This is a genomic window from Rhizobium aureum (assembly GCF_030182495.1).
GTDB lineage: Bacteria > Pseudomonadota > Alphaproteobacteria > Rhizobiales > Rhizobiaceae > Rhizobium > Rhizobium tropici_C.
The window spans coordinates 533,371-557,029 of sequence record NZ_JAQJCI010000004.1 but is presented as its reverse complement, the minus strand read 5'-3'; the positions used below and the strand labels follow the sequence as shown (position 1 = coordinate 557,029).

Annotated in this window: 19 protein-coding genes; 10 read left to right on the top strand and 9 right to left on the bottom strand. The window is 60.0% G+C overall.

The features are described from left to right. Positions 1–151: 151 nt before the first annotated feature. The 3 genes from PH552_RS14050 to PH552_RS14040 form a co-directional block, all read right to left on the bottom strand. On the bottom strand, positions 152–1,468 hold the full coding sequence (locus PH552_RS14050; RefSeq protein WP_112343158.1) for a M23 family metallopeptidase: 1,317 nt from the start codon (positions 1,466–1,468) through the stop codon (positions 152–154). Between the two features lie 115 nt (positions 1,469–1,583). Further along, entirely contained in the window at positions 1,584–2,414 is an 831-nt protein-coding gene (locus PH552_RS14045; protein ID WP_112343157.1) for a ferritin-like domain-containing protein, read from the bottom strand. 4 nt (positions 2,415–2,418) lie between these two features. Then, complete coding sequence (locus PH552_RS14040) at positions 2,419–2,901, bottom strand: peroxiredoxin (RefSeq protein WP_112343156.1); 483 nt, start codon at positions 2,899–2,901, stop codon at positions 2,419–2,421. Between the two features lie 129 nt (positions 2,902–3,030). On the opposite strand from PH552_RS14040, the gene PH552_RS14035 reads away from it, so the two are divergent. Continuing rightward, positions 3,031–6,450 carry a YhdP family protein gene (locus PH552_RS14035; protein ID WP_112343155.1) on the top strand — a complete coding sequence of 1,140 codons (3,420 nt, stop codon included), beginning with the start codon at positions 3,031–3,033 and terminating at the stop codon, positions 6,448–6,450. 98 nt (positions 6,451–6,548) lie between these two features. On the opposite strand, the gene tyrS is transcribed toward PH552_RS14035, so the two are convergent. Then, a complete protein-coding gene (gene tyrS, locus PH552_RS14030) occupies positions 6,549–7,805 on the bottom strand; it encodes a tyrosine--tRNA ligase (protein WP_112343154.1) in 1,257 nt (418 codons plus the stop codon). 285 nt (positions 7,806–8,090) lie between these two features. On the opposite strand from tyrS, the gene PH552_RS14025 reads away from it, so the two are divergent. Together PH552_RS14025 and PH552_RS14020 are read left to right on the top strand one after the other, a co-directional pair. Further along, a complete protein-coding gene (locus PH552_RS14025; protein WP_112343153.1) occupies positions 8,091–10,466 on the top strand; it encodes a caspase family protein in 2,376 nt (791 codons plus the stop codon). A 176-nt stretch (positions 10,467–10,642) separates the two neighbouring features. Continuing rightward, on the top strand, positions 10,643–11,158 hold the full coding sequence (locus tag PH552_RS14020) for a GNAT family N-acetyltransferase (protein ID WP_112343152.1): 516 nt from the start codon (positions 10,643–10,645) through the stop codon (positions 11,156–11,158). Positions 11,159–11,272: 114 nt separating this feature from the next. On the opposite strand, the gene PH552_RS14015 is transcribed toward PH552_RS14020, so the two are convergent. After that, positions 11,273–11,950, bottom strand: coding sequence for an alpha/beta hydrolase (locus PH552_RS14015; RefSeq protein WP_112343151.1), 678 nt, complete (start codon positions 11,948–11,950; stop codon positions 11,273–11,275). Positions 11,951–12,183: 233 nt separating this feature from the next. On the opposite strand from PH552_RS14015, the gene PH552_RS14010 reads away from it, so the two are divergent. The 7 genes from PH552_RS14010 to sufA all read left to right on the top strand — a co-directional run bounded on the left by PH552_RS14010 (position 12,184) and on the right by sufA (position 19,258). Further along, complete coding sequence (locus tag PH552_RS14010; protein WP_112343149.1) at positions 12,184–13,350, top strand: cysteine desulfurase family protein; 1,167 nt, start codon at positions 12,184–12,186, stop codon at positions 13,348–13,350. A gap of 146 nt (positions 13,351–13,496) precedes the next feature. Further along, positions 13,497–14,966 (top strand): Fe-S cluster assembly protein SufB, encoded by a 1,470-nt coding sequence (gene sufB, locus PH552_RS14005; protein ID WP_112343148.1) that lies wholly within the window; start codon positions 13,497–13,499, stop codon positions 14,964–14,966. A 71-nt stretch (positions 14,967–15,037) separates the two neighbouring features. Continuing rightward, the gene (gene sufC, locus PH552_RS14000) at positions 15,038–15,793 is read left to right on the top strand and encodes a Fe-S cluster assembly ATPase SufC (RefSeq protein WP_092716448.1); all 756 of its coding nucleotides are present in this window, start codon (positions 15,038–15,040) and stop codon (positions 15,791–15,793) included. Positions 15,794–15,815: 22 nt separating this feature from the next. Next, positions 15,816–17,090 (top strand): Fe-S cluster assembly protein SufD, encoded by a 1,275-nt coding sequence (gene sufD, locus PH552_RS13995; protein WP_112343147.1) that lies wholly within the window; start codon positions 15,816–15,818, stop codon positions 17,088–17,090. Positions 17,091–17,105: 15 nt separating this feature from the next. Continuing rightward, the gene (locus tag PH552_RS13990) at positions 17,106–18,347 is read left to right on the top strand and encodes a cysteine desulfurase (protein ID WP_112343181.1); all 1,242 of its coding nucleotides are present in this window, start codon (positions 17,106–17,108) and stop codon (positions 18,345–18,347) included. An 11-nt stretch (positions 18,348–18,358) separates the two neighbouring features. Further along, positions 18,359–18,739 (top strand): SUF system Fe-S cluster assembly protein, encoded by a 381-nt coding sequence (locus tag PH552_RS13985; RefSeq protein WP_069612273.1) that lies wholly within the window; start codon positions 18,359–18,361, stop codon positions 18,737–18,739. A gap of 129 nt (positions 18,740–18,868) precedes the next feature. After that, positions 18,869–19,258, top strand: coding sequence for a Fe-S cluster assembly scaffold SufA (sufA, locus tag PH552_RS13980; protein WP_112343146.1), 390 nt, complete (start codon positions 18,869–18,871; stop codon positions 19,256–19,258). A 155-nt stretch (positions 19,259–19,413) separates the two neighbouring features. Here sufA and PH552_RS13975 read toward each other — a convergent pair whose 3' ends face one another. From PH552_RS13975 to gcvH, 4 genes are all read right to left on the bottom strand, one after another. Further along, on the bottom strand, positions 19,414–19,809 hold the full coding sequence (locus PH552_RS13975) for a hypothetical protein (RefSeq protein WP_162737072.1): 396 nt from the start codon (positions 19,807–19,809) through the stop codon (positions 19,414–19,416). 169 nt (positions 19,810–19,978) lie between these two features. Next, positions 19,979–20,260, bottom strand: a complete 282-nt coding sequence (locus tag PH552_RS13970) for an addiction module antidote protein (RefSeq protein ID WP_112343145.1) — start codon at positions 20,258–20,260, stop codon at positions 19,979–19,981. 148 nt (positions 20,261–20,408) lie between these two features. After that, entirely contained in the window at positions 20,409–23,273 is a 2,865-nt protein-coding gene (gene gcvP, locus PH552_RS13965) for an aminomethyl-transferring glycine dehydrogenase (protein ID WP_113251574.1), read from the bottom strand. Further along, positions 23,273–23,635 (bottom strand): glycine cleavage system protein GcvH, encoded by a 363-nt coding sequence (gene gcvH, locus PH552_RS13960; RefSeq protein ID WP_112334775.1) that lies wholly within the window; start codon positions 23,633–23,635, stop codon positions 23,273–23,275. Before gcvH ends, gcvP begins: the two co-directional genes overlap by 1 nt. Positions 23,636–23,659: the final 24 nt, after the last annotated feature.

Here is a 23,659-nt window from a genome sequence, read left to right as displayed (position 1 = left end):
CACGCAGGAACGTGCCGCAACGCAGCGCGACATAGAACCAAATACCCGTGAAGTCAAGGAAAGCAGGCGCTTCAACGGACCTGAAGTTCATTCATAACGCAATTTTTGGATTAGTGCCATCTTTGTTGCGCGTTTGTCACAATTCCGGCAGCTAAATTGCGCCCAGGCCGCTAATGTAACTTGCGAGTTTCGTGCCGGCATTGATGAAATACATCGGGTCTACCGGATGCCCGTTCTCGCGAACTTCATAATGCAGATGGGTTCCCGTCGAACGTCCGGTGCTGCCGGCAAGACCCACGACGGCGCCTGCACCGACCTTGTCGCCGACCTTGACGAGCACCTGCTCCATATGGCCATAGCGCGTGGAGATGCCGTCGCCGTGGTCGATCTCCACCATGTTGCCGTAGCCGCCGGTCCAGCCTGCCGAAACCACCTTGCCGGGGGCGGTGGCCTTGATCTTTTCGCCGGGGCTGAAATGGAAATCCGTGCCGGTGTGGAGCGCCAGCGTGCCGAAGAATGGATCCTTGCGATTGCCGAAGGGACTGGTGACGAGCTTGCCCGCTGCCGGATTTCGGAAGGGCAGGCTTTCGGCCGTGCCTCGCACGGTTTCCAGATGCGTCAATGCCGTATCGAGGTTCGCCATCGACCGCTCGAACTGATCTACATTTTCGGGCGGCACGTAAGGCCCGCCCACGCCGTTGTCCGCATCCTCGCCCTTCGCGGCCACGACCTCGTTCGGAACCTTGATTCCGACATTGTGCATGATCGCCTGGATTTCGCTCGCTGTCTCGGAGGCATCGGCCGTGAGGTTACGGATACGGATCAGTTGATCCTGTTCGACATGCTTCAGCGACAACGTTACTTTCGAGAAGACACGATCGGCGCGATCGGCGACCGTTTCCGGCGCGGGGACATATGCGAGGGTGGAGTTATCGGGCGTCGCATCGGCCGGCTTGTCCCCCAGAAGAAGTGTCTCGATCGCCTTCGGCGCGGTCAGTCGGGCATGCTCGTTGCCGGGAACGGTGGCATTTGCCTCCGGATGCTGGCTCTTGTCGGTCAGGCCGGAGCTTTCGGCCCTGTCGAGCAAGGTGCCGAGTTTGCCGTTGCGGGACGACAACTGCTGCTGCTGTTCGATCAGCTTGTCGACCTTTTCTTCCACGACCTGCTGGTCGAGGAGCTGGCGGGACGTGACGCGGTCGACCTGGGCGCGCAGTGCGGCGATGCGGTCTTCATAGTCATATTGCATGCGCGCCTGGCGGGCCATCGTCGCGCCGATCAGATCGTCGCGCAGCACGAGATAAGAGGTCGCAAGCAGATAGCCGATTGAAAATATCCCGACTAGGCAGACGGCAATGGCGGCCATCCATGGACGCACGGTCATATGGCGCACCGTATCGCCGCTGGCGAGAATAATGGTGTGGTGTCGCCGTTGCTTGCCGAAAACCCGATGCTGAGGCTTTGCTGTCACCGAGAATCTCCCAATCGATGCCTTGTGGCATTGTCTGGAAGTACACGGCATTATGGTTAATGAATACTTTCCGGCGCATCGTTAGATACCGGAAAAAGCCTTTAATGTGAGTGGATTATGCGCTGTTCGTAGAGGTTAACGAGCGATAGAAGGAGGGAGTCAGTCCCGCTTCCGCCCTTGCAATGTCATTGAATGGCGCTTTGAGGGAGCCGCGGAAGTTGGCGCGCACCAATTCCTGGAAGGTTCGGGCTGGATCACGCTTCTCCCGTGCGCACAGGAATCGGAACCATTTGGCACCGACGGCGACGTGGCCTTTTTCATCATTATAGATGACGTCAAGGATGGCAGCGCTCTCCAGGTCGCCGGTTTCGCGCATCTTCGCCTGCAGCGCCGGCGTCACGTCCAACCCCCTGGCTTCGAGAATCAACGGCACGACGGCGAGGCGGGCGGTCAGATCGGTGCGGGTCGCATGAGCTGCCTGCCACAGGCCGTCATGGGCTGGAAGATCGCCATAATCGGCACCCAGTTCGCGTAGCCGCGCCCGCACCATGCGGAAATGCTTGGCTTCCTCGAAGGCAACTTGCATCCAGCCGTCGAAGAACGAATTCGGAACCGGCCCCGTCGCGAAGCGTGCGACGATATCCAGTGCCAGGTCGACGGCGTTCAGCTCGATATGGGCGATGGCGTGCAGGAGTGCGATGCGGCCCTTGAGCGTATGCAGGGAACGCTTCTCCATGTGTTTTGGCGGCACCAGATCCGGCTTGTCGGGGCGGCCGGGGCGATCGGCGAGCGGCGGATCGAGCGGCGAACGCAGCGACAGGGTCCGGGCAAACCAGCGTCGCGCCGATTCCTGGGCAAGTTCGGTCTTACGATCGAGATCGGCCGAACGGATGGCGGCGATGGCACCGCCGCGAAGCGATGTGATCATCTCGGTGGTATCGGTCATGCCGTCAGAGTTCCGTGGCGGCGGCAAGAACGGCCTCGGCGTGCCCCGCCACCTTGACCTTGTCCCATATTCTGGCGATGCGACCATCGGCACCGATGAGGAAGGTGGAGCGTACGACGCCCATATAGGTGCGGCCATACATGCTCTTCTCCCGCCAGACGCCGTAGGCCGTCGCCATGGTCTTTTCCTCGTCTGAGGCGAGCGGCACGGAGAGCGCGTGCTTCTTGACGAATTTGTCGTGGCTCTTGACCGGGTCTGGAGACACGCCGAGGAGGGCAACGCCCGCCTTGGCGAAATCGGCCGCGAGCGCCGTGAAGGAAATTGATTCCGTCGTGCAGGCGGTGGTGTCGTCCTTGGGGTAGAAATAGACCACCAGCGGTTTCCCGTTAAAATCGGCAAGACGAATTCTGCCGCCGCCATCGCGCGGGAGATCGAAAGCCGGTGCCTTGTCGCCGATGCCGAGTTGAACTGGAAAAACTTCCGCCACGGGAAAACCTTTCTTTTGCCGGTTTTTTAGATGACACTTGAGGGAAGCCATATATACTGCCCACGTGTGCCGTCCAATGGGACGCAGCGTCACCAACAAAATTGTAGAGAGCGAAAGGCACGCGCAGGAGTGATCCGAGGCGAAAAGATAACATTCCGCAAAAAGGATCTCGTGCCGCTCGACAATCTGCCGTCCGCCCAGGCCGAAGATCCGCTGATCGTGCACGTGCCGGAGCGCGTTCGCCGTCGTCGCTCGCATATCTGGCATGTTTGCCGTATCACACTGGTTTTCTTTGCATTTCTCGCCATCATCCTTGGAGCCGTCGTCGCGACCATTGAGGGCGGTATTTTCGACGCGCCGCTGTCGCAGAAGGCGCAGACGGCGCTCGATCATGCCATTGGTCCTCGCTACAAGGCCGAAGTCGGCGCAACCGTGATCCGATTTACATCCGGCCTGCGGCTGACGCTCGAAGCCCATGACGTGAACGTCGTCGATCAGGAAAGCGGCAAGCATCTGTCGACCATGTCTGCCGTCAACATGGAGCTCGATCCGCTGGCTTTGCTTGATGGCCGGGTGGAAGTTGCAAGCGTGGCGGCGGAGGGCATCGCGCTCGATACGTCGCTTCTGCCCCAAGGGGATCCCGTCGATCTGACGAAGCTGCGGGTCGATGCGCTGCCGCAGGCGCTGAACGCTGCCTTCGACAATCTCGATTTCCTGGAGCATTTCGTGCAGCGCGGCGGCACGAATTCTGTGCGCATTTCCGGATTCTCGATGAAGCTGGCGCGCCAGGAAGGCGATCCGATCTCTCTCGTGGTCGACAATCTTACCTTCGAACGCGCCGAGCCGAACGCGTTGCATCTCTTTGGCGAGGTTGCCGTCAACGGGTCGGTGGCGACACTGGATGTGAAGGCGACGCAGCAGCAGCCCGGCCACAGTTCTTCGCTGACGGCGAAGATCTCCAATCTCGATCTCAAGCCATTGACCATGGCCTATGATGCGAACGGCGCGCCGCGGCAGGGCGTCATCAGTTTCGCCGATGTGACACTGTCCGCCGTCAAGGGCGATGCCGGCATCGATCCGAAGCTGGAAGCCTCGATCGACGTGCAGCCCGGCACCCTCTATATGGACCGCGACGTCCAGGACCTGACACAGGGCAACATCAACCTCGCTTATAATTTCGATCATCAGACGCTGGAGATTGCGCCTTCGAAGGTGCAATTCGTCGGCACCATGGTGCCGTTCTCCGGTGCGGTCATCGATCTCGATCGTGTCAATGCCAATGCGGGCAAGGGTTTCGGCATCGATTTCGTCATTAAGGATGGCGTTGCCGCATCATCGATCTCCGGGGAAAAACCGGTCAGCTTCGATGGTCGCGCCACCGGGCACTTTCTTTCCGAGACCAAGGAACTCCAGCTCGAAAACCTCGGTATATCGACACCGCAAGGCGCGCTGTTCGGTTCCCTGCACGTGAAGCTCGGTGACAGCTCGCCGGAAATCAGCTTCGGCGGCCGTGCCGACAAACTGGATACGACCGTCGTCAAGCAGCTTTGGCCTTTCTGGATGGCCTCGAAACCAAGGACGTGGGTCGAGGCCAATCTCTTTGGTGGCTCGGTGACCAATGCCGTCATATCCGTCTTTATTCCTGCCGGAAGGCTGAGGGAAGCTTCACAAAACGGCAAGCTGCAGCTCGGCAAGAACGAGCTGCATATCGCCTTCGACATCGCCGGCGCGCGCATGAACGTCCCGGGTGACATCCCGCCGTTGCGAGACACCAAGGCCCATTTCGATTTGACCGGGCCGAACATGGCCGTCAATATCGCGACGGCAACCTCCTATTTCGCCACTGGTCGGACGATCACTCTAAACGACAGCAGCTTCTCGATCCCGGCGACATACGACAAGCCGTTGATGGCCGATCTCGACCTGACGATATCGGGCTCCGGTGACGCCATAGGCGAGCTCCTGACCTATAAGCCGCTCGAGGTGCTGCAGCGGACCGAGTTCAAGCCGGAGGATTTCAACGGCAAGATCGTCGCCAAGGTCGATGCCAGGATCGGATTGATCAGGGATCAGCAGCCGCCTCCGCCGGACTGGCAGGCGAAGCTCGAGCTTGACAATGTCGATCTGCTGAAGCCGATGAACAATCGCAAGATCGACAATCTGACGGGTGAGATTTCAGCCGATCCGCAATCGGTTCATCTGCAGGCCGAAGCCCAGATCGATGGCATTCCCGCAGAGATCGACATGGTCGAGCCGACCGACAGCAAATCGCCGGTAAAGCGAACGCGTGTGATTACGGCCACGCTGACGGATGCGCAGCGCAATGCAGTTCTGCCCGGCCTTCGCGATATAATCGATGGACCCGTCAAGGTGGAGTTGACGCGCCTCGACGAGGATCGCCAGGGCGTCAAGGTCGATCTCGGCAAGGCGGCACTGACGGTGCCCTGGGTCGGCTGGTCGAAGGGCAGCGGTATTGGAGCGGTCGCGCAGTTCGAGGCATCCGGCCCCGACAATCAGACGACGCTCAAGAATTTCACGCTCAAGGGCGACGGCTTCGGCGTCAGCGGCGATCTGCTGATCAGCAAGGGGACTCTGACATCCGCGAGTTTCGACAGCGTCAAGCTTTCCGCGCTCGACGATTTTGCGCTTTCCCTGAAGCGGAGCAAAAGCGGCAGTTACGATGTCGCCATATCGGGCAACTCCGCCGACATACGTCCGATCCTGGCGCGTCTGAAGTCGTCGACCTCAGGTGGCCAGCAAAATTCGGATAGCGATGCTTCGGCGAGCGCGACCGTTCGCGCCAATATCGACAAGGTCATCGGTTTCAACGACGAGACCGTGGGCAACGTCAAGGGCGTCTACTCGATCGCCGGCGGCAAGACGACGGCAGCGGATTTTTCCGGCGTGACGCGTAGCGGCGAGGCGCTCGTCACCCAGATGAGCAAAGGCAATAATGGTGTGATTCGCATCACGAGCGGCGACGCCGGCGCAGTCGCGCGCTTCACCGATCTCTACAAGCACCTGCAGGGGGGGCTCCTCAACCTATCGCTGCGGTCGACCGGCCGAGATGATTGGGATGGTTCGCTCGATATCCGCAACTTCGCGATCATCGATGAAAAGAAGCTGTCCACCATCGTCTCGACCCCGAGCGGCAAGAACGGAAAGAGCCTGAATGCGGCGGTGAAGCAGAATATCGATACGCGTTCGCAGAGCTTCGAGCGGGGCTTTGCGCGGCTTGTCATGCGTGACGGCACGCTATCGGTCGAAAACGGCGTGGTGCGCGGCGTGCAGCTCGGCGCGACGTTCCAGGGAACGCTGAAGGATGCCAGCGGCAAGATGGACATGACCGGAACCTTCATGCCTGCCTACGGCCTGAACCGGCTGTTCGCAGAGGTTCCGATCGTCGGCTTCATCCTCGGCAACGGCAGCGACCGTGGCCTCATCGGCATCACCTTCAGGCTGACCGGCACGCTGGAAAAATCGAACCTCCAGATCAACCCGTTGTCGATCATCGCGCCGGGTGTCTTCAGGCAGATATTTGAATATTGACGAATGTGCTGCAGGGCGACCGCGGCTTTCTTTCATGCAGAAACCATAAAGCCGGCGAGGGGACGCCGGCTTTATTCATTCTCAGACTGTTCCGCGGTTTAGGCAGCCGGGCGGATCAGGATGTGCTTCTTCTTGCCGAGCGACAGCTTGATGACGCCGTCGGCCGTCACTTCGCCGCTGCCAATGATCTTGCGTTCGTCGCTGATGGCTTCATCGTTGATACGAACCGCGCCGCCCTGAACATGACGGCGAGCCTCGCCGTTGGAAGCGGCAAGGCCGGCGCGCACGATCAGCGAGAGAAGCCCGATGCCGGCTTCGAGTTCGGACGCCGGAACGTCGATCGATGGCAGGTTTTCGGACAGGCCGCCTTCCTCGAAGGTCTTGCGGGCCGTTTCGGCGGCCTGTTCGGCTGCCGCGCGGCCATGCAGGATCGCGGTCACTTCAGTCGCGAGGATCTTCTTGACTTCATTGATCTCGGAGCCGGCCAGGGCCGAAAGCCGTGCGATCTCATCCATCGGCAGCGTCGTGTAGAGCTTCAGGAAGCGCGAGACATCGGCATCCTCGGTGTTGCGCCAGTACTGCCAGAAGTCGTAGGCCGAAAGCAGGTCGGCATTCAGCCAGACCGCGCCGGTGGCGGACTTGCCCATCTTGGCGCCGGACGCCGTCGTCAGCAGCGGCGAGGTCAAGGCGAAGAGCTGTTTCGTCCCCATGCGGTGACCGAGGTCGATGCCGTTGACGATATTGCCCCACTGGTCCGAACCGCCCATCTGCAGGCGGCAATCGTAACGCTTGGCCAACTCGACGAAGTCGTAGGCCTGCAGGATCATGTAGTTGAATTCGAGGAACGACAGCGACTGCTCGCGATCCAGGCGCGTCTTGACGCTGTCGAAGGACAGCATGCGGTTGACCGAGAAGTGGCGGCCAACATCGCGCAGGAATTCCAGGTAGTTGAGCGAGCGCAGCCATTCGGCGTTATTGATCATCAACGCGTCCTTCGGGCCTTCACCATAGGTGAGGTAGTTCGAGAAGCAGCGCTTGATCGAGGCGATGTTGCTCTCGATCGTGTCGATCGTCATCAGCTGGCGGGCTTCGTCCTTGAACGAGGGATCACCGACCATGCCGGTACCGCCGCCCATCAGCGAAATGGGTCGATGGCCGGTCGCCTGCAGCCAGTGCAGCATCATGATCTGGATCAGCGAACCCGCATGCAAGCTTGATGCAGTCGGATCGAAGCCGATATAGGCCGTCACGGTTTCCTTGGCGAAAAGGTCATCGAGGCCGGCTTCATCGGAAATCTGATGAATGAAGCCGCGCTCGTGCAGGGTGCGCAGGAAATCGGATTTGAACTCAGCCATGATCTTGGTCTCTCGAAGCCGCATCGATGAAGGATGCGGCGAAGTCGCTGTTGTTGAATATTGCGGAGGCGCGTTTAGCACCGATTTGCCGGCACGTCATCATTTTGGTGTCGCGGGTGGCAAGTTTCGATTGAGGCGGGATTTGTAACCGAGCGCGTCTGAACGTGAATAGACCGCGACATCGCCGCCATGCCGCCGGGAATATGCCGCGTATCCGCCCAAATCCAATCCTAGCCATTTCCCATTCATCCCGTGTGCGTCACATGTTTCGCGAAAGAAGCCGGTATGTCACCTCTGCTCTCGATGATGGGATTGTCATCTCAAAGGACGATCTGGGCATTTCTTGCCATGATGTTGGTTTTGGCCGGTATCGCTGCTACGAGTCCGGCCGAAGCGCAGGGTTCTCCCGAAAAGAGAATAGCCTTCGTCGTGGGTAATGCCGTCTACAAGGCTGGCGCGCTTCCGACGCCGGCCAATGATGCCGGCCTGATCGCGCAGACGCTGCAGGCCGCGGGCTTCGATGTGATCGGCGCGCGCGACCTCGACCAGAACGGGCTGCGCGACGCCATGCGCGACTTTCTGACGAAAGCCAACGCATCAGGCCCCAACACCGTCGTCTTCGTGTATCTGGCGGGCTATGGTGTGCAATATGAGGGCGACAATTATTTCGTTCCTGTCGATGCACAGATCACCAATGCTACGGATGTCCCCGTTCAGGCGATCCGCGTGAGCGACTTCACGAAGTCGCTGGCCGCGATCAACAATCGCGGCAGCATCGTCGTGCTGGATGCGGCGAGGGCCAATCCATTCGTGCAGTCCAGCCAGCCGCTGGCCGGCGGTCTGGCCTTGGTCGATCCAGACGCCAACCAGCTGATCGCCTTCAATGCAGCGCCCGGCACGGTGGCGCCGCAGGAGGCCGGTCCCTATGGTTCCTACGCGCATGCGCTGGCGGAGATGATCCGCGTCGGCGGTCTGCCCCTTGACGACGTATTCGATCGCACGCGCCTGCGCGTCAGCGATCTGACCAAGGGCGCGCAGATCTCCTGGGATGCCTCCAAATTCAGAAATGCCCTTACCTTCTTCGATCGCGGTCCCGATGCGCCGGCCACCCAGGTGGTGAGCTACGATAACGCGGCAATCCGCACGAAGGCGATCCGCGATTTCGACGAGCGGGATGCCTATTTCGCCGCGCTCGATCGCGACACGCTACAGGGCTATGAGGATTTTCTGGCAGCCTATCCCAACGACTCCATGGCAAGGCGCGTGCGCGCCATTGTCGCTGCCCGCCGCGAGGCTATCACCTGGCGCGAGACCTGGATTGCCGATACGCCGGAGGCCTATTGGTCCTATCTCAGGCGTTATCCGCGCGGTCCCCATGTGTGGGATGCCCGCCGCAGTCTCGAACATTTCGAGGCAGCGCTTGAGCCGCCGCCGTCCTTCACCGTCATCGAATATGACGTGCCGCCACCACCGCCGCCGGAGGTGGTCTATGTCGAGCGGCCAGTGCTTTATTTCGATGATGCCGACTTCGGCTATGCACCGCCGCCGCCCCTCGTTTTCCTCGCGCCGCCGCCACAGGATTTCGTCGTGCTGGCACCGCCGCAGCCTTCGGTCAATCTCTATGTATTGCCGGCGCCAGTCTTCGTTCCGGTCCCTCGATGGGTCGAACCGCCGCGCGATATCGCACCGCCCGAAAACAACATCATCTTCAACAACATCCACAATACGGTCGTGAACAACACGACGGTCATCAATAACAATACTGTCGTCAATGAAAATGGCGCTGCGCCTGCAGCACCCGGGCTGACGACGGGCCAGAAGCTTGGCGGCGCAGCCGTCATTGCCGGAGCAGGCGCCGTGGCGCTGCATGTCGCCCTGCCGCCATCAGTGCAGAAGAAGGCGGCGATTCTGCAAAAGCAGAATCCGGCCGCAGCGGTCAAGGCGGCGCCCGGAACGGCTCCGGCGGCCGCACCTTCGGCCCAGCCGCAAGCCGGAAATGCTGCAGCTCATGCACTGCCGGGAGCCGCTCAGACGAAGCAGGGGCAATCGCCACAAGTCGCACCGAATGCATCGCATAATCCGGCTGTCGCCACGCAACCTGCTCAGCAAGGCACAAATATCAATGTACACGCGCTTCCCGGCGCAAATGGTCAGCCTTTGCCAACCACGGGCAAGCTGGCCAATCCGGGCGGAGCGCAGACGAAACAGGCTCAACAGCCTCAGGCTGCACCGAACGCCAATGCTCATGCACTTCCCGGTGCCAAGGAGCAAAACCAGATTGCCAAGACCCCGGCACAGCAAACAGCGCCGAGTGGCAAACCGAAAACGGTTGCAGTTGCACCGAAGCCCAGTGCCCACGCTCCCGCTGTTGCCGCCCGAACTCCGGCGAAGCCCAAGGCCATCTCCAACAACCAACCTCGGATCAGCAGTCAACCTCATGTGGCCGCCGCCCCGCCCAGGCGAGCCAATCCGACTCCTGCGCAGCCCAGACCCTTGCCGCATGTCGTGGCGCAGGCGAGGGCGCCAGCGCCGAAGCCGCAGGCTCAGCCGAGGCCCCAACCGCAGGCGAAGGTCGTGCAACAGGTTAAAAGACCGCTTCCGCCGCAGAAGTCTCCGGAAAAGAAGAAGTGCGGCGCTCCTGGCCTGCCGGCATGTCACTGACCGATGATATCAAGCGATAATTTCAAGGCTCGCTTCGGCGGGCCTTCGCACGCGATATTGTCACTTGATCGGCTTGTTGAAATCGGCCCGAGCGGTTAGCACTGACCGGCCGGTCGTCAATCGGCGCTGCCATACACCCAGCAGGCTGCAGATCCATCACGAAAATAGGCAGGCAGATGAGTGACACCATCATACTCGAAACCCCGCGCCTCGTTCTGACGATGTGGGACAAGGGTGATGCCGAAGTGATTCGGCAATTGCATTCGACGATCGACACGACGCGCTATCTCTCGGGTGCGGCTCCTTGGACGCTGGAGAAGGCCGAGGAACGGCTGAAAAGCTGGTTCGATGAACATGCGCGAGATGGCACGACCAAATACAAGCTGCTGCGGCGCGAGGATGGACGCTTTATCGGCCGTGCCGGATTTTCGCGCTTCCAGGAGAGAGGGCGAGGCGAGTTCGAACTCGGCTATTCGCTTCGGCAGGACGCGTGGGGCAATGGCTATGCCACCGAAATCGCCGGCGCGCTCGCGCAGTGGTTTTTCCGCCGCGGCTTTACCGATCGGTTCATCGCATTCACGCATCCGGAAAACGCTGCTTCGCAGCGAGTTCTCCAGAAAATCGGAATGCAGTACGAAGCGCCGATCGTTGTCAGCGGCACTTCAGGCCTTTGCTTCAGGATGTCGCGCTAGGAGGAGTTCCGGGAAAAGTTTGCAACGATTTTCGACCGGAATGCGTAAACGGTAAAATTGAGCGTTTCCGTGTTTCAAAGAAACGCGGAAACGCTCTGAGACGGGTACCGCTTCTTAGCGAATGCGTTTGGCGGCCGGTTCCGGCACCAGTTCGCCATTCAGGCGGCGGTCGAGATAATCCTCGCATTCGCTGAGCAGCGTTTCGACCTGGCCGTTGAAGAAGTGGTTGGCGCCCGGCACGACCTTGTGCGTGATCAGGATGCCCTTCTGCGTCTTCAGCTTCTCGACAAGGCCGTTGACATCCTTTTCCGGAGCAACCTTGTCCGCATCGCCGTTGATGATCAGGCCGGATGACGGGCAGGGAGCAAGGAAGGAGAAATCGTATATATTCGGCTGCGGCGCGATCGACATGAAACCTTCGATCTCGGGGCGGCGCATCAGCAGCTGCATGCCGATCCAGGCGCCGAAGGAATAGCCGGCAACCCAGCAGCTCTTCGAATCGGGATGGAGGCTCTGGACCCAGTCGAGTGCCGATGCCGCATCGGAAAGCTCGCCGGCGCCGTGATCGAATTCACCCTGGCTGCGGCCGATGCCGCGGAAATTGAAGCGGAGTGTGGTGAAACCGCGCTTCTGGAACATATAGAAGAGCTGGTAGACCACCTGATTATTCATCGTGCCGCCGAACTGGGGATGCGGATGGAGAATAATGGCGATCGGGGCGCTTTTTTCCTTGGAGGGCTGATAGCGGCCTTCAAGGCGGCCTGCGGGGCCGTTGAAAATTACTTCGGGCATTGATACTCCGGCTCTTCTTTTTCTGCGTCCAAATCCAACGGCACGCAGCAAGTTGACTTGACGAATGCGCTCATCTTTTCTAGAACGCAGTTTAGAACAATTCGAAACTTGATGCGGTGTTCCGCCTGTTGTCTGTGCAACGGTTTGTGGAACGTGTCATAAGGCATGCCCGGCTGAAATTTCAAGGAAAATGAGCCGGCCGCAGTAAAGCAAAGTCGCGCAGGAAGAAGATTATGGCGGCAACACGCCTCTATCTCGACTGGAATGCTACCGCGCCGCTTCATCCGGCGGCGCGCGATGCGATGTTGCGTGCAATGGATATTCAAGGCAACCCCAATTCCGTTCACGGCGAAGGTAGGGCAGCGCGGGCCGCTGTCGAGGCCGCCCGGAGGCAAGTGGCAAGCCTGACGGGCGCGGAACCCGCGCACATCGTTTTCACCAGCGGCGCCACCGAGGCGGCCAATATGGTGTTGACGCCGGAATTTCGCATGGGCCGGACGCCGCTTGCCGTCAGCCATCTTTATATATCGGCCGTCGAACATCCGGCCGTGCGCGAAGGCGGGCGGTTTGCCAGAGATAATGTCAGCGAAATACCGGTAACGCCGGAAGGCACGGTCGATCTTGCCGCACTGGAAGCGTTGCTGTCGGCGCATGACAAAACGGCCGGCTTACCGATGGTCGCCATCATGTTTGCCAATAACGAGACCGGTATTCTCCAGCCTGTGATTGAAGCCGCGAAGCTTGTTCAGGCGGCGGGCGGGCTCTTCGTGGTCGACGCAGTTCAGGCCGCCGGCCGCGTTCCGCTCGATATCGATGCGATCGGTGCGGATTTCCTGATCGTCTCCTCGCACAAGATTGGCGGTCCCAAGGGTGCCGGCGCGCTCGTCTCGCGTGGCGAGGTGCTGATGCCGAAACCGTTGATCCATGGCGGCGGCCAGGAAAAGGGCCATCGCTCGGGTACGGAAAACACGCTTGCCATCATTGGCTTCGGTGCGGCTGCCGCTGCCGCGTTCGACAGGCTAGAAGAACGGAATGTCGCAATTGCCAGACTACGCGACCGGCTGGAAGAAGGCATGCGGCAGAGCGCACCGGATGTCATTATTCATGGCGAGCAGGGTGCGCGCGTTCCGAACACCAGCTTTTTCACGCTGCCGGGACTGAAATCCGAAACCGGCCAGATCGCTTTCGACCTGGAAGGGGTGGCGATTTCTGCCGGGTCCGCCTGCTCGTCCGGCAAGGTCGGCGAGAGCCATGTGCTCGTGGCGATGGGATGCGATCCCAAGCTTGGAGCGTTGCGCATTTCGCTGGGTCCAACCACGACCGAAGCGGAGATTGATCGCGCAATCGCCGCGTTTTCCCGCATCGCGGCAAGGCGCAAGCTGGCGGGTGCGGCGGCCTGACGGCCACAATTTTGCGGAAACCGAAATTTCCGCTTGCCAATCGGGGTGAAAAGTCCCTTTTGGCCGACTACATAGGGGGTAGACATAAGTCTGCCGCAACGTTGACAAGCTGCCGGACCTTGGATCCGGCGAGATTGGAGAACGAAATGCCTGCAGTCCAGGAAACGGTCGATCAGGTTCGCCTGATTGACGTGGACCAGTATAAGTATGGTTTTGAGACCACGATCGAGGTGGAAAAGGCTCCCAAGGGCCTCTCCGAAGACATTATCCGCTTCATCTCCGCCAAGAAGCAGGAGCCGGATTGGATGCTGGAATGGCGCCTCGAGGCCTATCGCCGCTGGCTGACGCTTGAAGAGCCCACATGGGCGCGCGTCGACTATCCGAAGATCGACTTCAACGATATTCACTATTATGCCGCGCCGAAGAAATTCGCCGGTCCGAAGTCGCTCGACGACGTTGATCCGGAGCTTCTGAAGACCTACGAGAAGCTCGGCATTCCGCTGCGCGAGCAGGAAATTCTCGCCGGCGTCGAGAAGCCGAAGATCGCCGTCGACGCGGTGTTCGATTCCGTTTCGGTCGTCACGACCTTCAAGGAAGAGCTGAAGAAGGCCGGCGTGATCTTCATGTCGATCTCGGAAGCCATCCGCGAATATCCCGAGCTGGTGCGCAAGTACCTCGGCTCCGTGGTGCCGACGACGGACAATTTCTATGCGACGTTGAATTCGGCCGTCTTCACCGACGGTTCGTTCGTCTTCGTGCCGAAGGGCGTTCGTTGCCCGATGGAACTGTCGACCTACTTCCGCATCAACGAAAAGAATACCGGCCAGTTCGAGCGCACGCTGATCATCGCCGAAGAAGGTGCCTATGTCTCCTATCTGGAAGGCTGCACGGCGCCGCAGCGCGATGAAAACCAGCTGCACGCCGCTGTCGTCGAGCTGGTTGCGCTCGATGACGCCGAGATCAAGTATTCGACCGTCCAGAACTGGTATCCGGGCGACAAGCACGGCAAGGGCGGCATCTACAACTTCGTCACCAAGCGTGGCGATTGCCGCGGCCACCGCTCCAAGATTTCCTGGACACAGGTCGAGACCGGCTCTGCCATCACCTGGAAGTATCCGTCCTGCATCCTGCGCGGCGATGACAGCCGTGGTGAGTTCTATTCCATCGCGGTTTCGAACGGCCATCAGCAGGTCGACAGTGGCACCAAGATGATCCATCTCGGCAAGAACACGTCGAGCCGCATCATCTCGAAGGGTATCGCGGCCGGTGTCTCGCAGAATACCTATCGCGGCCAGGTCTCGGCGCATCGCCGCGCGACCAACGCCCGCAACTTCACGCAGTGCGACTCGCTTTTGATCGGCGACAAGTGCGGCGCGCATACGGTGCCGTACATCGAGGCGAAGAATTCGTCCGCGCAGTTCGAGCATGAAGCCACGACCTCGAAGATTTCCGAAGACCAGCTGTTCTACTGCCTGCAGCGCGGCATTCCGGAGGAAGCGGCGATTGCGCTGATCGTCAACGGCTTCGTCAAGGAAGTGCTGCAGGAGCTGCCGATGGAATTCGCCGTCGAAGCGCAGAAGCTGATCGGCATCTCGCTCGAAGGCAGCGTCGGCTGACGCACACGAACCAGAACTAGCTTTGGCGCGCCACGCGCGCCGCACACTCATTCCTGCGATAGGATACTAAAATGCTTGAAATCAAGAACCTGCACGCCCGTATCGCCGAAGACGGCACCGAGATCATCCGTGGCCTGAACCTGACCGTAAAGGCCGGCGAAGTCGCTGCCATCATGGGCCCGAACGGCTCCGGCAAGTCGACGCTCTCCTACATTCTCGCCGGCCGTGAGGACTATGAAGTCACCGAGGGCGACATCCTCTATAACGGCGAGAGCATTCTGGAGCTCGACGCCGCCGAGCGCGCCGCCAAGGGCATCTTCCTGGCGTTCCAGTATCCGGTCGAAATCCCCGGCGTTGCCACCATGCAGTTCCTGAAGGTGGCGCTCAACGAACAGCGCAAGGCGCGTGGCGAAGACGAGCTGACGACGCCGGATTTCCTGCGTCGCGTCAAGGATGCCGCTGCCAAGCTGCAGATCAACATGGACATGCTGAAGCGCCCGCTGAACGTCGGCTTTTCCGGCGGTGAAAAGAAGCGCGCCGAAATCCTGCAGATGGCGCTCCTGGAGCCGCAGCTTTGCGTGCTCGACGAAACCGATTCCGGCCTCGACATCGACGCGCTGAAGATCGTCGCCGACGGCGTCAACGCGCTGCGTTCCCCGGATCGCGCCGTGATCGTCATCACCCACTACCAGCGCCTGCTCGACTATATCGTTCCGGACACCGTCCACGTCCTCTACAAGGGCCAGGTGATCAAGTCCGGCGACAAGACGCTGGCGCATGAGCTCGAAGCCAACGGCTATGCCGACATCATCGGAGCTGCAGCCTGATCGAGGCGGAAAGGACACGTCGATGAACATTCAGACGACGAACCGCCTGACATCAGCCGAAACGGCGCTGATCGAGGCGTATAACGACCAGATGGGCGATCTGCCTGGTGATGGCGAGGTTTTCGCCGTCCGCGACCGCCTGCTGGACGAGCTGAAGACGGCAGGCCTGCCGACGCGCCGCGTCGAAGCCTGGCACTATACCGATTTCAAGAACCTGCTGCGCCTGGTTCCCAGCGACATCGGCAAGGGTCTTGTGGAGGCGCTGCCGCCGACGGTCGAGGGATCTCCGGTTCTTGCGGTCCTCCAGGGCAAGGCGAACGAAAAGGCTTCCGTCAAGAATCTGGCGGTCGGACGCTACGCCGACAGCCTGATCAATGGCACGGCAGCCGCCGGGCTCGAAGCACTCGGCAAGGATGACGCCATCGGGCGCATCAATGCGAGCTTCGTGCGCGATGGCTATGTCATCGACGTTCCCGATGGCACCGAACTCGAAGCGCCGCTGGAGGTGCAGTTCGTACACGCCGGCGGGCAGATCCACAGCCGCTTGCCGGTTTCCTTCGGGGCCGGCGTGAAGGCGACGGTCATCGAACGCCACCAGGCTGTCGAAGGTGCTGCCGCTCTCGTCTCGTCGGTGAGTGAAATCAAGATCGGTAAGGGTGCGGAAGTGATCTGGATCATCCTGCAGGAGCAGGGATCCGAGGATACGCATCTCGGTCAGATCCGCGTCGATCTCGGCGCCGATGCGAAGCTGAAGCTCTTCGTCATCAATGCCGGCGGCAAGCTGGTGCGGCAGGAGCTGCATGTGAAGGTGACGGGCGAGGGTTCCGATCTGACGCTGCGCGGCATCAACCTGCTGGGCGGCGACACCCATACGGACGTGACGCTGGTGCTTGGCCATGACGTTCCGCATACTGCGTCGACCGAGATCGTCCGTAACGTGGTGTTCGACCGCGCTCGCGGCGTGTTCCAGGGCATGATCCGGGTTGCGCCCGATGCACAGAAGACCGACGCACGCATGGCATGCAACACGTTGCTGATGTCGGACGACGCTGAATTCTCCGTCAAGCCGGAGCTCGAAATCTTCGCCGACGACGTCCAGTGCGGCCATGGTGCAACGGTTGCCGACATCGACGAGAACCATCTCTACTACCTGATGGCTCGCGGCATTCCGCGGAACAAGGCGCGGGCCATGCTGGTCAATGCCTTCGTGGCCGAGATCGTCGAGGAACTGGAAGACGAAGCCCTGGTCGAGGCGCTGGAAGGCGTTATCTCAGCCTGGCTGGAAAAGCACGCCTGATTGGAGGCAAAGCTCGTGGACAAGATCGTGCCGGCAACAGCCTATGACGTCGAAGCCATTCGCCGGGATTTTCCGATCCTGGCGAAGACGGTGCATGGCAAGCCGCTCGTCTATCTCGACAATGGCGCTTCCGCGCAGAAGCCGCAGGTCGTCATCGATGCCATCTCTCACGCCTATTCCAACGAATATGCGAATGTGCATCGCGGCCTGCATTTCCTGTCCAACGCTGCCACGGAAGCCTATGAAGCGGCTCGCGAAAAGGTGCGCCGCTTCCTGAATGCGCCGTCGGTCGACGATATCGTCTTTACCAAGAACTCGACCGAGGCGATCAACACGATCGCCTACGGTTGGGGCATGCCGAAGATCGGCGAGGGTGACGAGATCGTCGTCTCCATCATGGAGCATCACTCCAACATCGTTCCCTGGCATTTCATCCGGGAACGGCAGGGTGCCAAACTCGTGTGGGTGCCAGTCGACGACGAGGGCGCGTTCCATATCGAGGATTTCGAGAAGAGCCTGACGGAGCGCACCAAGCTCGTCGCCATCACCCATATGTCGAACGCGCTCGGAACCGTCGTTCCCGTGAAGGAAGTCTGCCGCATTGCGCATGAGCGTGGCATTCCGGTTCTGATCGACGGCTCGCAGGGTGCTGTGCATATGCCTGTCGATGTGCAGGATATCGATTGCGACTGGTATGTCATGACCGGTCACAAGCTTTACGGCCCCTCGGGTATCGGCGTTCTCTACGGCAAGAAGGAGCGGCTTGCCGAGATGCGGCCGTTCCAGGGCGGCGGCGAGATGATTTTCGATGTCACCGAGGAAAACGTCACCTACAACGATCCGCCGCATCGCTTCGAAGCGGGAACGCCGCCGATCGTGCAGGCGATCGGCCTTGGTTATGCGCTCGATTACATGGACAGCATAGGCCGGGAAGCGATTGCGCGCCACGAAGCCGATCTGGCCACCTATGCGGCGGAACGGCTGCGGGATATCAATTCGCTGCGTGTCATCGGTACGGCGCCAGGCAAGGGCGGCATCTTCTCCTTCGAGCTGGCGGGAATTCACTCCCACGACGTTTCGATGGTGATCGACCGGCAGGGTGTTGCCGTTCGTGCCGGCACGCATTGCGCCCAACCGCTCTTGAAACGCTTCGGCGTCACCTCCACATGCCGTGCATCGTTCGGCATGTACAATACGCGCGCGGAGGTGGATGCTCTGGCCGACGCACTGGAATATGCACGGAAATTCTTTGCCTGAGGAGGCAAGCGATGTCACTCGACGAAAGCGAACAGAAGATCGACGCACGCGAAGGGATCGTGCATTCCAGCATTCCCGCAGATGAGCTGGCGCGCCTCAGCGACGACATCATCTCCGCGTTGAAGACGGTTTATGATCCGGAAATTCCCGCCGATATCTTCGAGCTTGGTCTGGTCTACAAGATCGATATCGAAGACGACCGCATGGTGAAGATCGTCATGACGCTGACAGCACCGGGTTGCCCGGTCGCCGGCGAAATGCCGGGCTGGGTCGAAAATGCCGTCGGCGCCGTGGAAGGTGTTTCCGGTGTCGACGTCAGCATGACCTTCGACCCGCCATGGACGCCGGATCGCATGTCGGAAGAGGCACAGGTGGCCGTCGGCTGGTATTGAAGCTTTAAGCCGCCGGCTTTACATTAAGACTCGAAGCGCCGGATCTTGACCCCGGTTGCATTTAAGTAGGCATCGGCTGGTCCGAAAACCGGACCACTTTTCGGGCCGATGCCAGAGGAGAATGAGCCCATGGGCTTCGCAATCATGAGCATGACGGATGCGGCAGCAGCCCGCGTCAAGGCGATCGTCGGCAATTCCGGCCCCGATGCCAAGGGCGTTCGCGTCGGCATCAAAAAGGGCGGGTGTGCCGGCATGGAATATACCATCGACCTGGTGACCGAGCCGAACCCCAAAGACGACCTGATCGAGCGCGATGGCGCAAAGGTCTGGGTCGAGCCGTCGGCCGTCCTCTATTTGCTCGGCACGGAAATGGGCTTCGAGACCACGACGCTGCGTTCCGGCTTCATCTTCACCAATCCCAATCAGACATCGGCTTGCGGCTGCGGCGAATCCGTCGAGCTGAAGCCCGCCGATCTTGCGGCCCTTGCGGCTCAGCGACAGGCAGCGCAACCCGCTTAACGCTGGCTCCTCCATAATTCACCCGCAATGCGTTTCGTGCTTTGACATCGCCGTTCCGGTGAACATGCAGTCTGTGATGAATTTATCAGCGCCATCCAGTATTTTTGCGGCAGGGTTCGGTTTCGCAGCTACTGCGGGCGAAATCCTGCCCAATGTCATGCATCGCGGCTCAGATCACGCAACTTTTTCTGCTGGTTTAGATTTACAATTATAGTGGATACGGTCACGGCTGCGGTGCCAATCATGAATGTGCGCAATGTCGCGACGATTGTTGGCTGTAGCCACGGCTGTGTGAGACCTGTAAATTCAACCATGAAGGTAGCGTAGACCATTCCATTCAGGATGGAGTATTCAACTGTCCCGCCGATTGAGCGGTCCTTTATGTTTTCTGGTGGGAAATAAAACTGTAACCTCTTCAGCGCAAGCAGTAGGGCCGGAAATAGCAAGCCAACCTTAAAAAGATTAGTCAATGGAAGGCTATTGTCTAAAAGGTATAAGCCTGCAGGGATACAAAAAGCCGGAACGAGATGAAGGAGGTAATTTCTGAGCACCTGATTTCCTATATTCCCATCCATAGGACAGTTGGCGAATAACACTGGTAGTCAATACAATTTTGACGTTAATGGCAAGAATGCCTCATTAGGGGAGGACATCGGCCCTCACCTGGCGGCTTCCAAACGACGAAAAATAGATGATTTCCGCGACGGGTCGAAATTCAGCTCATGAGCGTTGTCGATATTCGTAGTTTGCGGCCGGTACCGGCGTCAATTTAAGGCCGAGTGCCCTGACGACCTTCAGGATCGTTGCGAATTCCGGATTCCCGTCGCCACTGAGCGCGCGATAGAGTGCCGAGCGGTTCATGCCGACATCCTTGGCAAGCTTGCTCATGTTGCGCGTGCGCGCCACTTCACCCAACGCCTTGGCGATCGAGGCCGGATCGTCGGTTTCGAAGGCGGCGGCGATGTAGCTGTCGGGATTGTCCACGTCGAATCGTTCCGGCATAAATCTGATTTCCAAGACCCCACTGTGACGTCATCAAAAACGCCGCGCATCCTTTCGGACACGCGGCGTTTTCATAGACAAGTTTCGCAATAGATTTATGTCTGTTTCCAGCGAAGCGACTGAACCGCTTCGCTTTTTTGTAAAAATACTATTCTGCGGCCTCGGCGTAGGATTCCAGCGGCGGGCAGGTGCAGATCAGGTTGCGATCGCCATAGACATTGTCGATGCGATTGACCGGCGACCAGTATTTGTCGACGCGGAAGGCACCGGGCGGGAAGCAGGCCTGTTCGCGCGAATAGGGGCGATCCCACTCGCCGACCAGGTCTTCCACCGTGTGCGGTGCGTTCTTCAGTGGATTGTTGGTCTTGTCCATCCGGCCGTCTTCGATGGCGCGGGCTTCCTCGCGGATTGCCAGCATCGCCTCGCAGAAGCGATCGAGCTCAGCCTTGGTTTCCGATTCGGTCGGCTCGATCATCAGCGTGCCGGCAACCGGCCAGCTCATGGTAGGGGCATGGAAGCCGCAATCGATGAGGCGCTTGGCGACATCGTCGACCGTCACACCGGCGCTTGCGGCCAGCGGGCGGGTGTCGATGATGCATTCATGCGCCACGCGTCCGTCCTTGGACTTGTAGAGCACGTCATAGGCACCCTTGAGACGGGCAGCGATGTAGTTGGCGTTGAGGATCGCCACCTTCGTTGCCTGCGTCAGGCCTTCGCCGCCCATCATCAGGCAATAGCTCCAGGAGATCGGCAGGATCGAGGCCGAACCGAAGGCTGCTGCCGAGACCGCACCGCTGCGGCCGTCCGTTTCCGGATGGCCGGGCAGGTGAGGCGCCAGATGGGCCTTGACGCCGATCGGGCCCATGCCGGGACCGCCGCCGCCGTGCGGGATGCAGAAGGTCTTATGCAGGTTCAGGTGGCTGACATCAGAACCGATATCGCCGGGACGTGAGAGGCCGACCATAGCGTTCATGTTGGCGCCATCGAGATAGACCTGACCGCCATGCTTGTGCACGAGATCGCAGATCTCCTTCACCGTCTCCTCGAAGACGCCATGCGTCGAAGGATAGGTGATCATGCAGCAGGAGAGGTTGTCGGCATATTGCTCGGTCTTGGCGCGGAAATCGGCCATGTCGATGTCGCCGTCATCGCTGACCTTGACGACCACGACCTTCATGCCAGCCATCTGTGCCGAGGCGGGGTTGGTGCCGTGGGCGGAGGTCGGAATGAGGCAGATGTCGCGGTGACCCTGACCATTGGCAATGTGATAGTTGCGGATGGTCAGCAGGCCCGCATATTCGCCCTGCGCGCCGGAATTCGGCTGCATGGAGAAAGCGTCGTAACCGGTCACCGCGCAGAGCTTGTCCGTCAGATCGTCGATCATTTCGCGGTAGCCAAGTGCCTGATCGGCCGGGACGAACGGATGGATATCCGAGAATTCCGGCCAGGTGATCGGCAGCATTTCCGCCGTCGCGTTCAGCTTCATGGTGCAGGAGCCGAGCGGAATCATCGAGCGGTCGAGCGCCAGATCGCGGTCCGAAAGACGGCGGATGTAGCGCGTCATCTCGCTTTCGGCACGGTTCATGTGGAAGATCGGATGCGAGAGGTATTCGCTGGTGCGCAGCAGCGTCTTCGGCAGGCGATAGGACGGCTCGAAATCTGCGATGCGGAAATCGCCACCGAAAGCGCGCCAGACGGCTTCGACCGTCGCCGGGCGCGTACGCTCGTCAAGGCTGATGCCGATCTTGGTTTCGCCGACCTTGCGCAGGTTGACGCCTTCGGCGACGGCTGCGCGCAGGACGAGAGCCTGCATGTGACCGACCTCGACGGTGATCGTATCGAAAAAGGTCTCCGGCTCGACGGTATAGCCAAGCTTTTCCAGGCCCTTGGCCATCAGCACGGCCTTCTGGTGGACCTGTTGCGCGATGGCCTTCAAGCCCTGAGGACCGTGGAAGACTGCATACATGGAGGCCATCACGGCGAGCAGCACCTGGGCGGTGCAGATGTTGGACGTCGCCTTTTCGCGGCGGATATGCTGTTCGCGGGTCTGCAGCGACAGGCGATAGGCGCGATTGCCGCGTGCATCGATGGAAACCCCGACGAGACGGCCCGGCATGGAGCGCTTGTAGTCGTCCTTGACGGCCATAAACGCGGCATGCGGGCCGCCATAGCCAACCGGAACGCCGAAGCGCTGCGAGGAACCGATAGCGATATCCGCACCCATTTCACCCGGGGATTTCAGCAGGGTCAATGCCAGGAGATCCGTCGCCATGATGGCGATTGCACCGGTCTGGTGCAGGCGGGCGATCAAGCCGCTGAAATCGTTGATGTGACCGTGCGTGCCTGGATACTGGAAGATCGCACCGAAGACATCGACCGGATCGAGATCGGTGAAGGGATTGCCGACGATGACGGTCCAGCCGAGCGGCTCGGCGCGGGTCCTGATCAGCGCAATGGTCTGGGGATGACAGCCGGCATCGACGAAGAAGGCCTTTGCCTTCGACTTGGCGACGCGCTCGGCCATCGCCATGCCTTCGGCCGCAGCCGTCGCTTCATCGAGCAGAGACGCATTGGCGACATCGAGACCGGTGAGATCGCTGATCATCGTCTGGTAGTTCAGCAGAGCCTCTAGGCGGCCCTGGCTGATCTCGGGCTGATAGGGTGTATAGGCCGTGTACCAGGCCGGATTTTCCAGGATGTTGCGCTGGATGACCGGCGGCGTGATCGTGCCGTAATAGCCCTGGCCGATGAGCGAAACGAGAACCTTGTTCTTGTTGGCGGTCTCACGCAGGCGGTCGAGCGCCTCGCGCTCCGTCATCGGAGCGCCCCAGGCGAGCGGCGCCTTCTGGCGGATTACCGGCGGTAGCGTCGCGTCGATCAGGCCGTCAAGGCTCTTATAGCCGATCACCTTGAGCATATCGGCCATCTCCGACGGAGATGGGCCGATATGACGGCGATTGGCGAAATCGTATGGCTGGTAATCTGTGAAGGTGAACTCAGTCGGCGTCGTCATTATCCGATCAGCTCCTTGTAACCGGATTCATCAAGAAGACCATCGAGATCACCGACGTTCTTCAGCTTCAGCTTGAAGAACCAGCCGGCACCCATCGGATCGGAGTTGACGAGGGCCGGATCGGCAGTAATGGCTTCGTTGATTTCGGTGATCTCTCCGTCGAGCGGACAATAGACTTCGGAAGCCGCCTTAACGGATTCGACGGTTGCCGCGTCGGCTCCCTTCGAGAAACTGGCGCCGACCTCGGGCAATTCAACGAAAACGAGATCGCCTAGCTGTTCAGCGGCATGGGCCGTAATGCCCACGATTGCGACATCGCCTTCGACCTTCAGCCACTCATGTTCTTCGGTGAATTTCAGCATGGATAATCCTCTCTGGAAAAGACG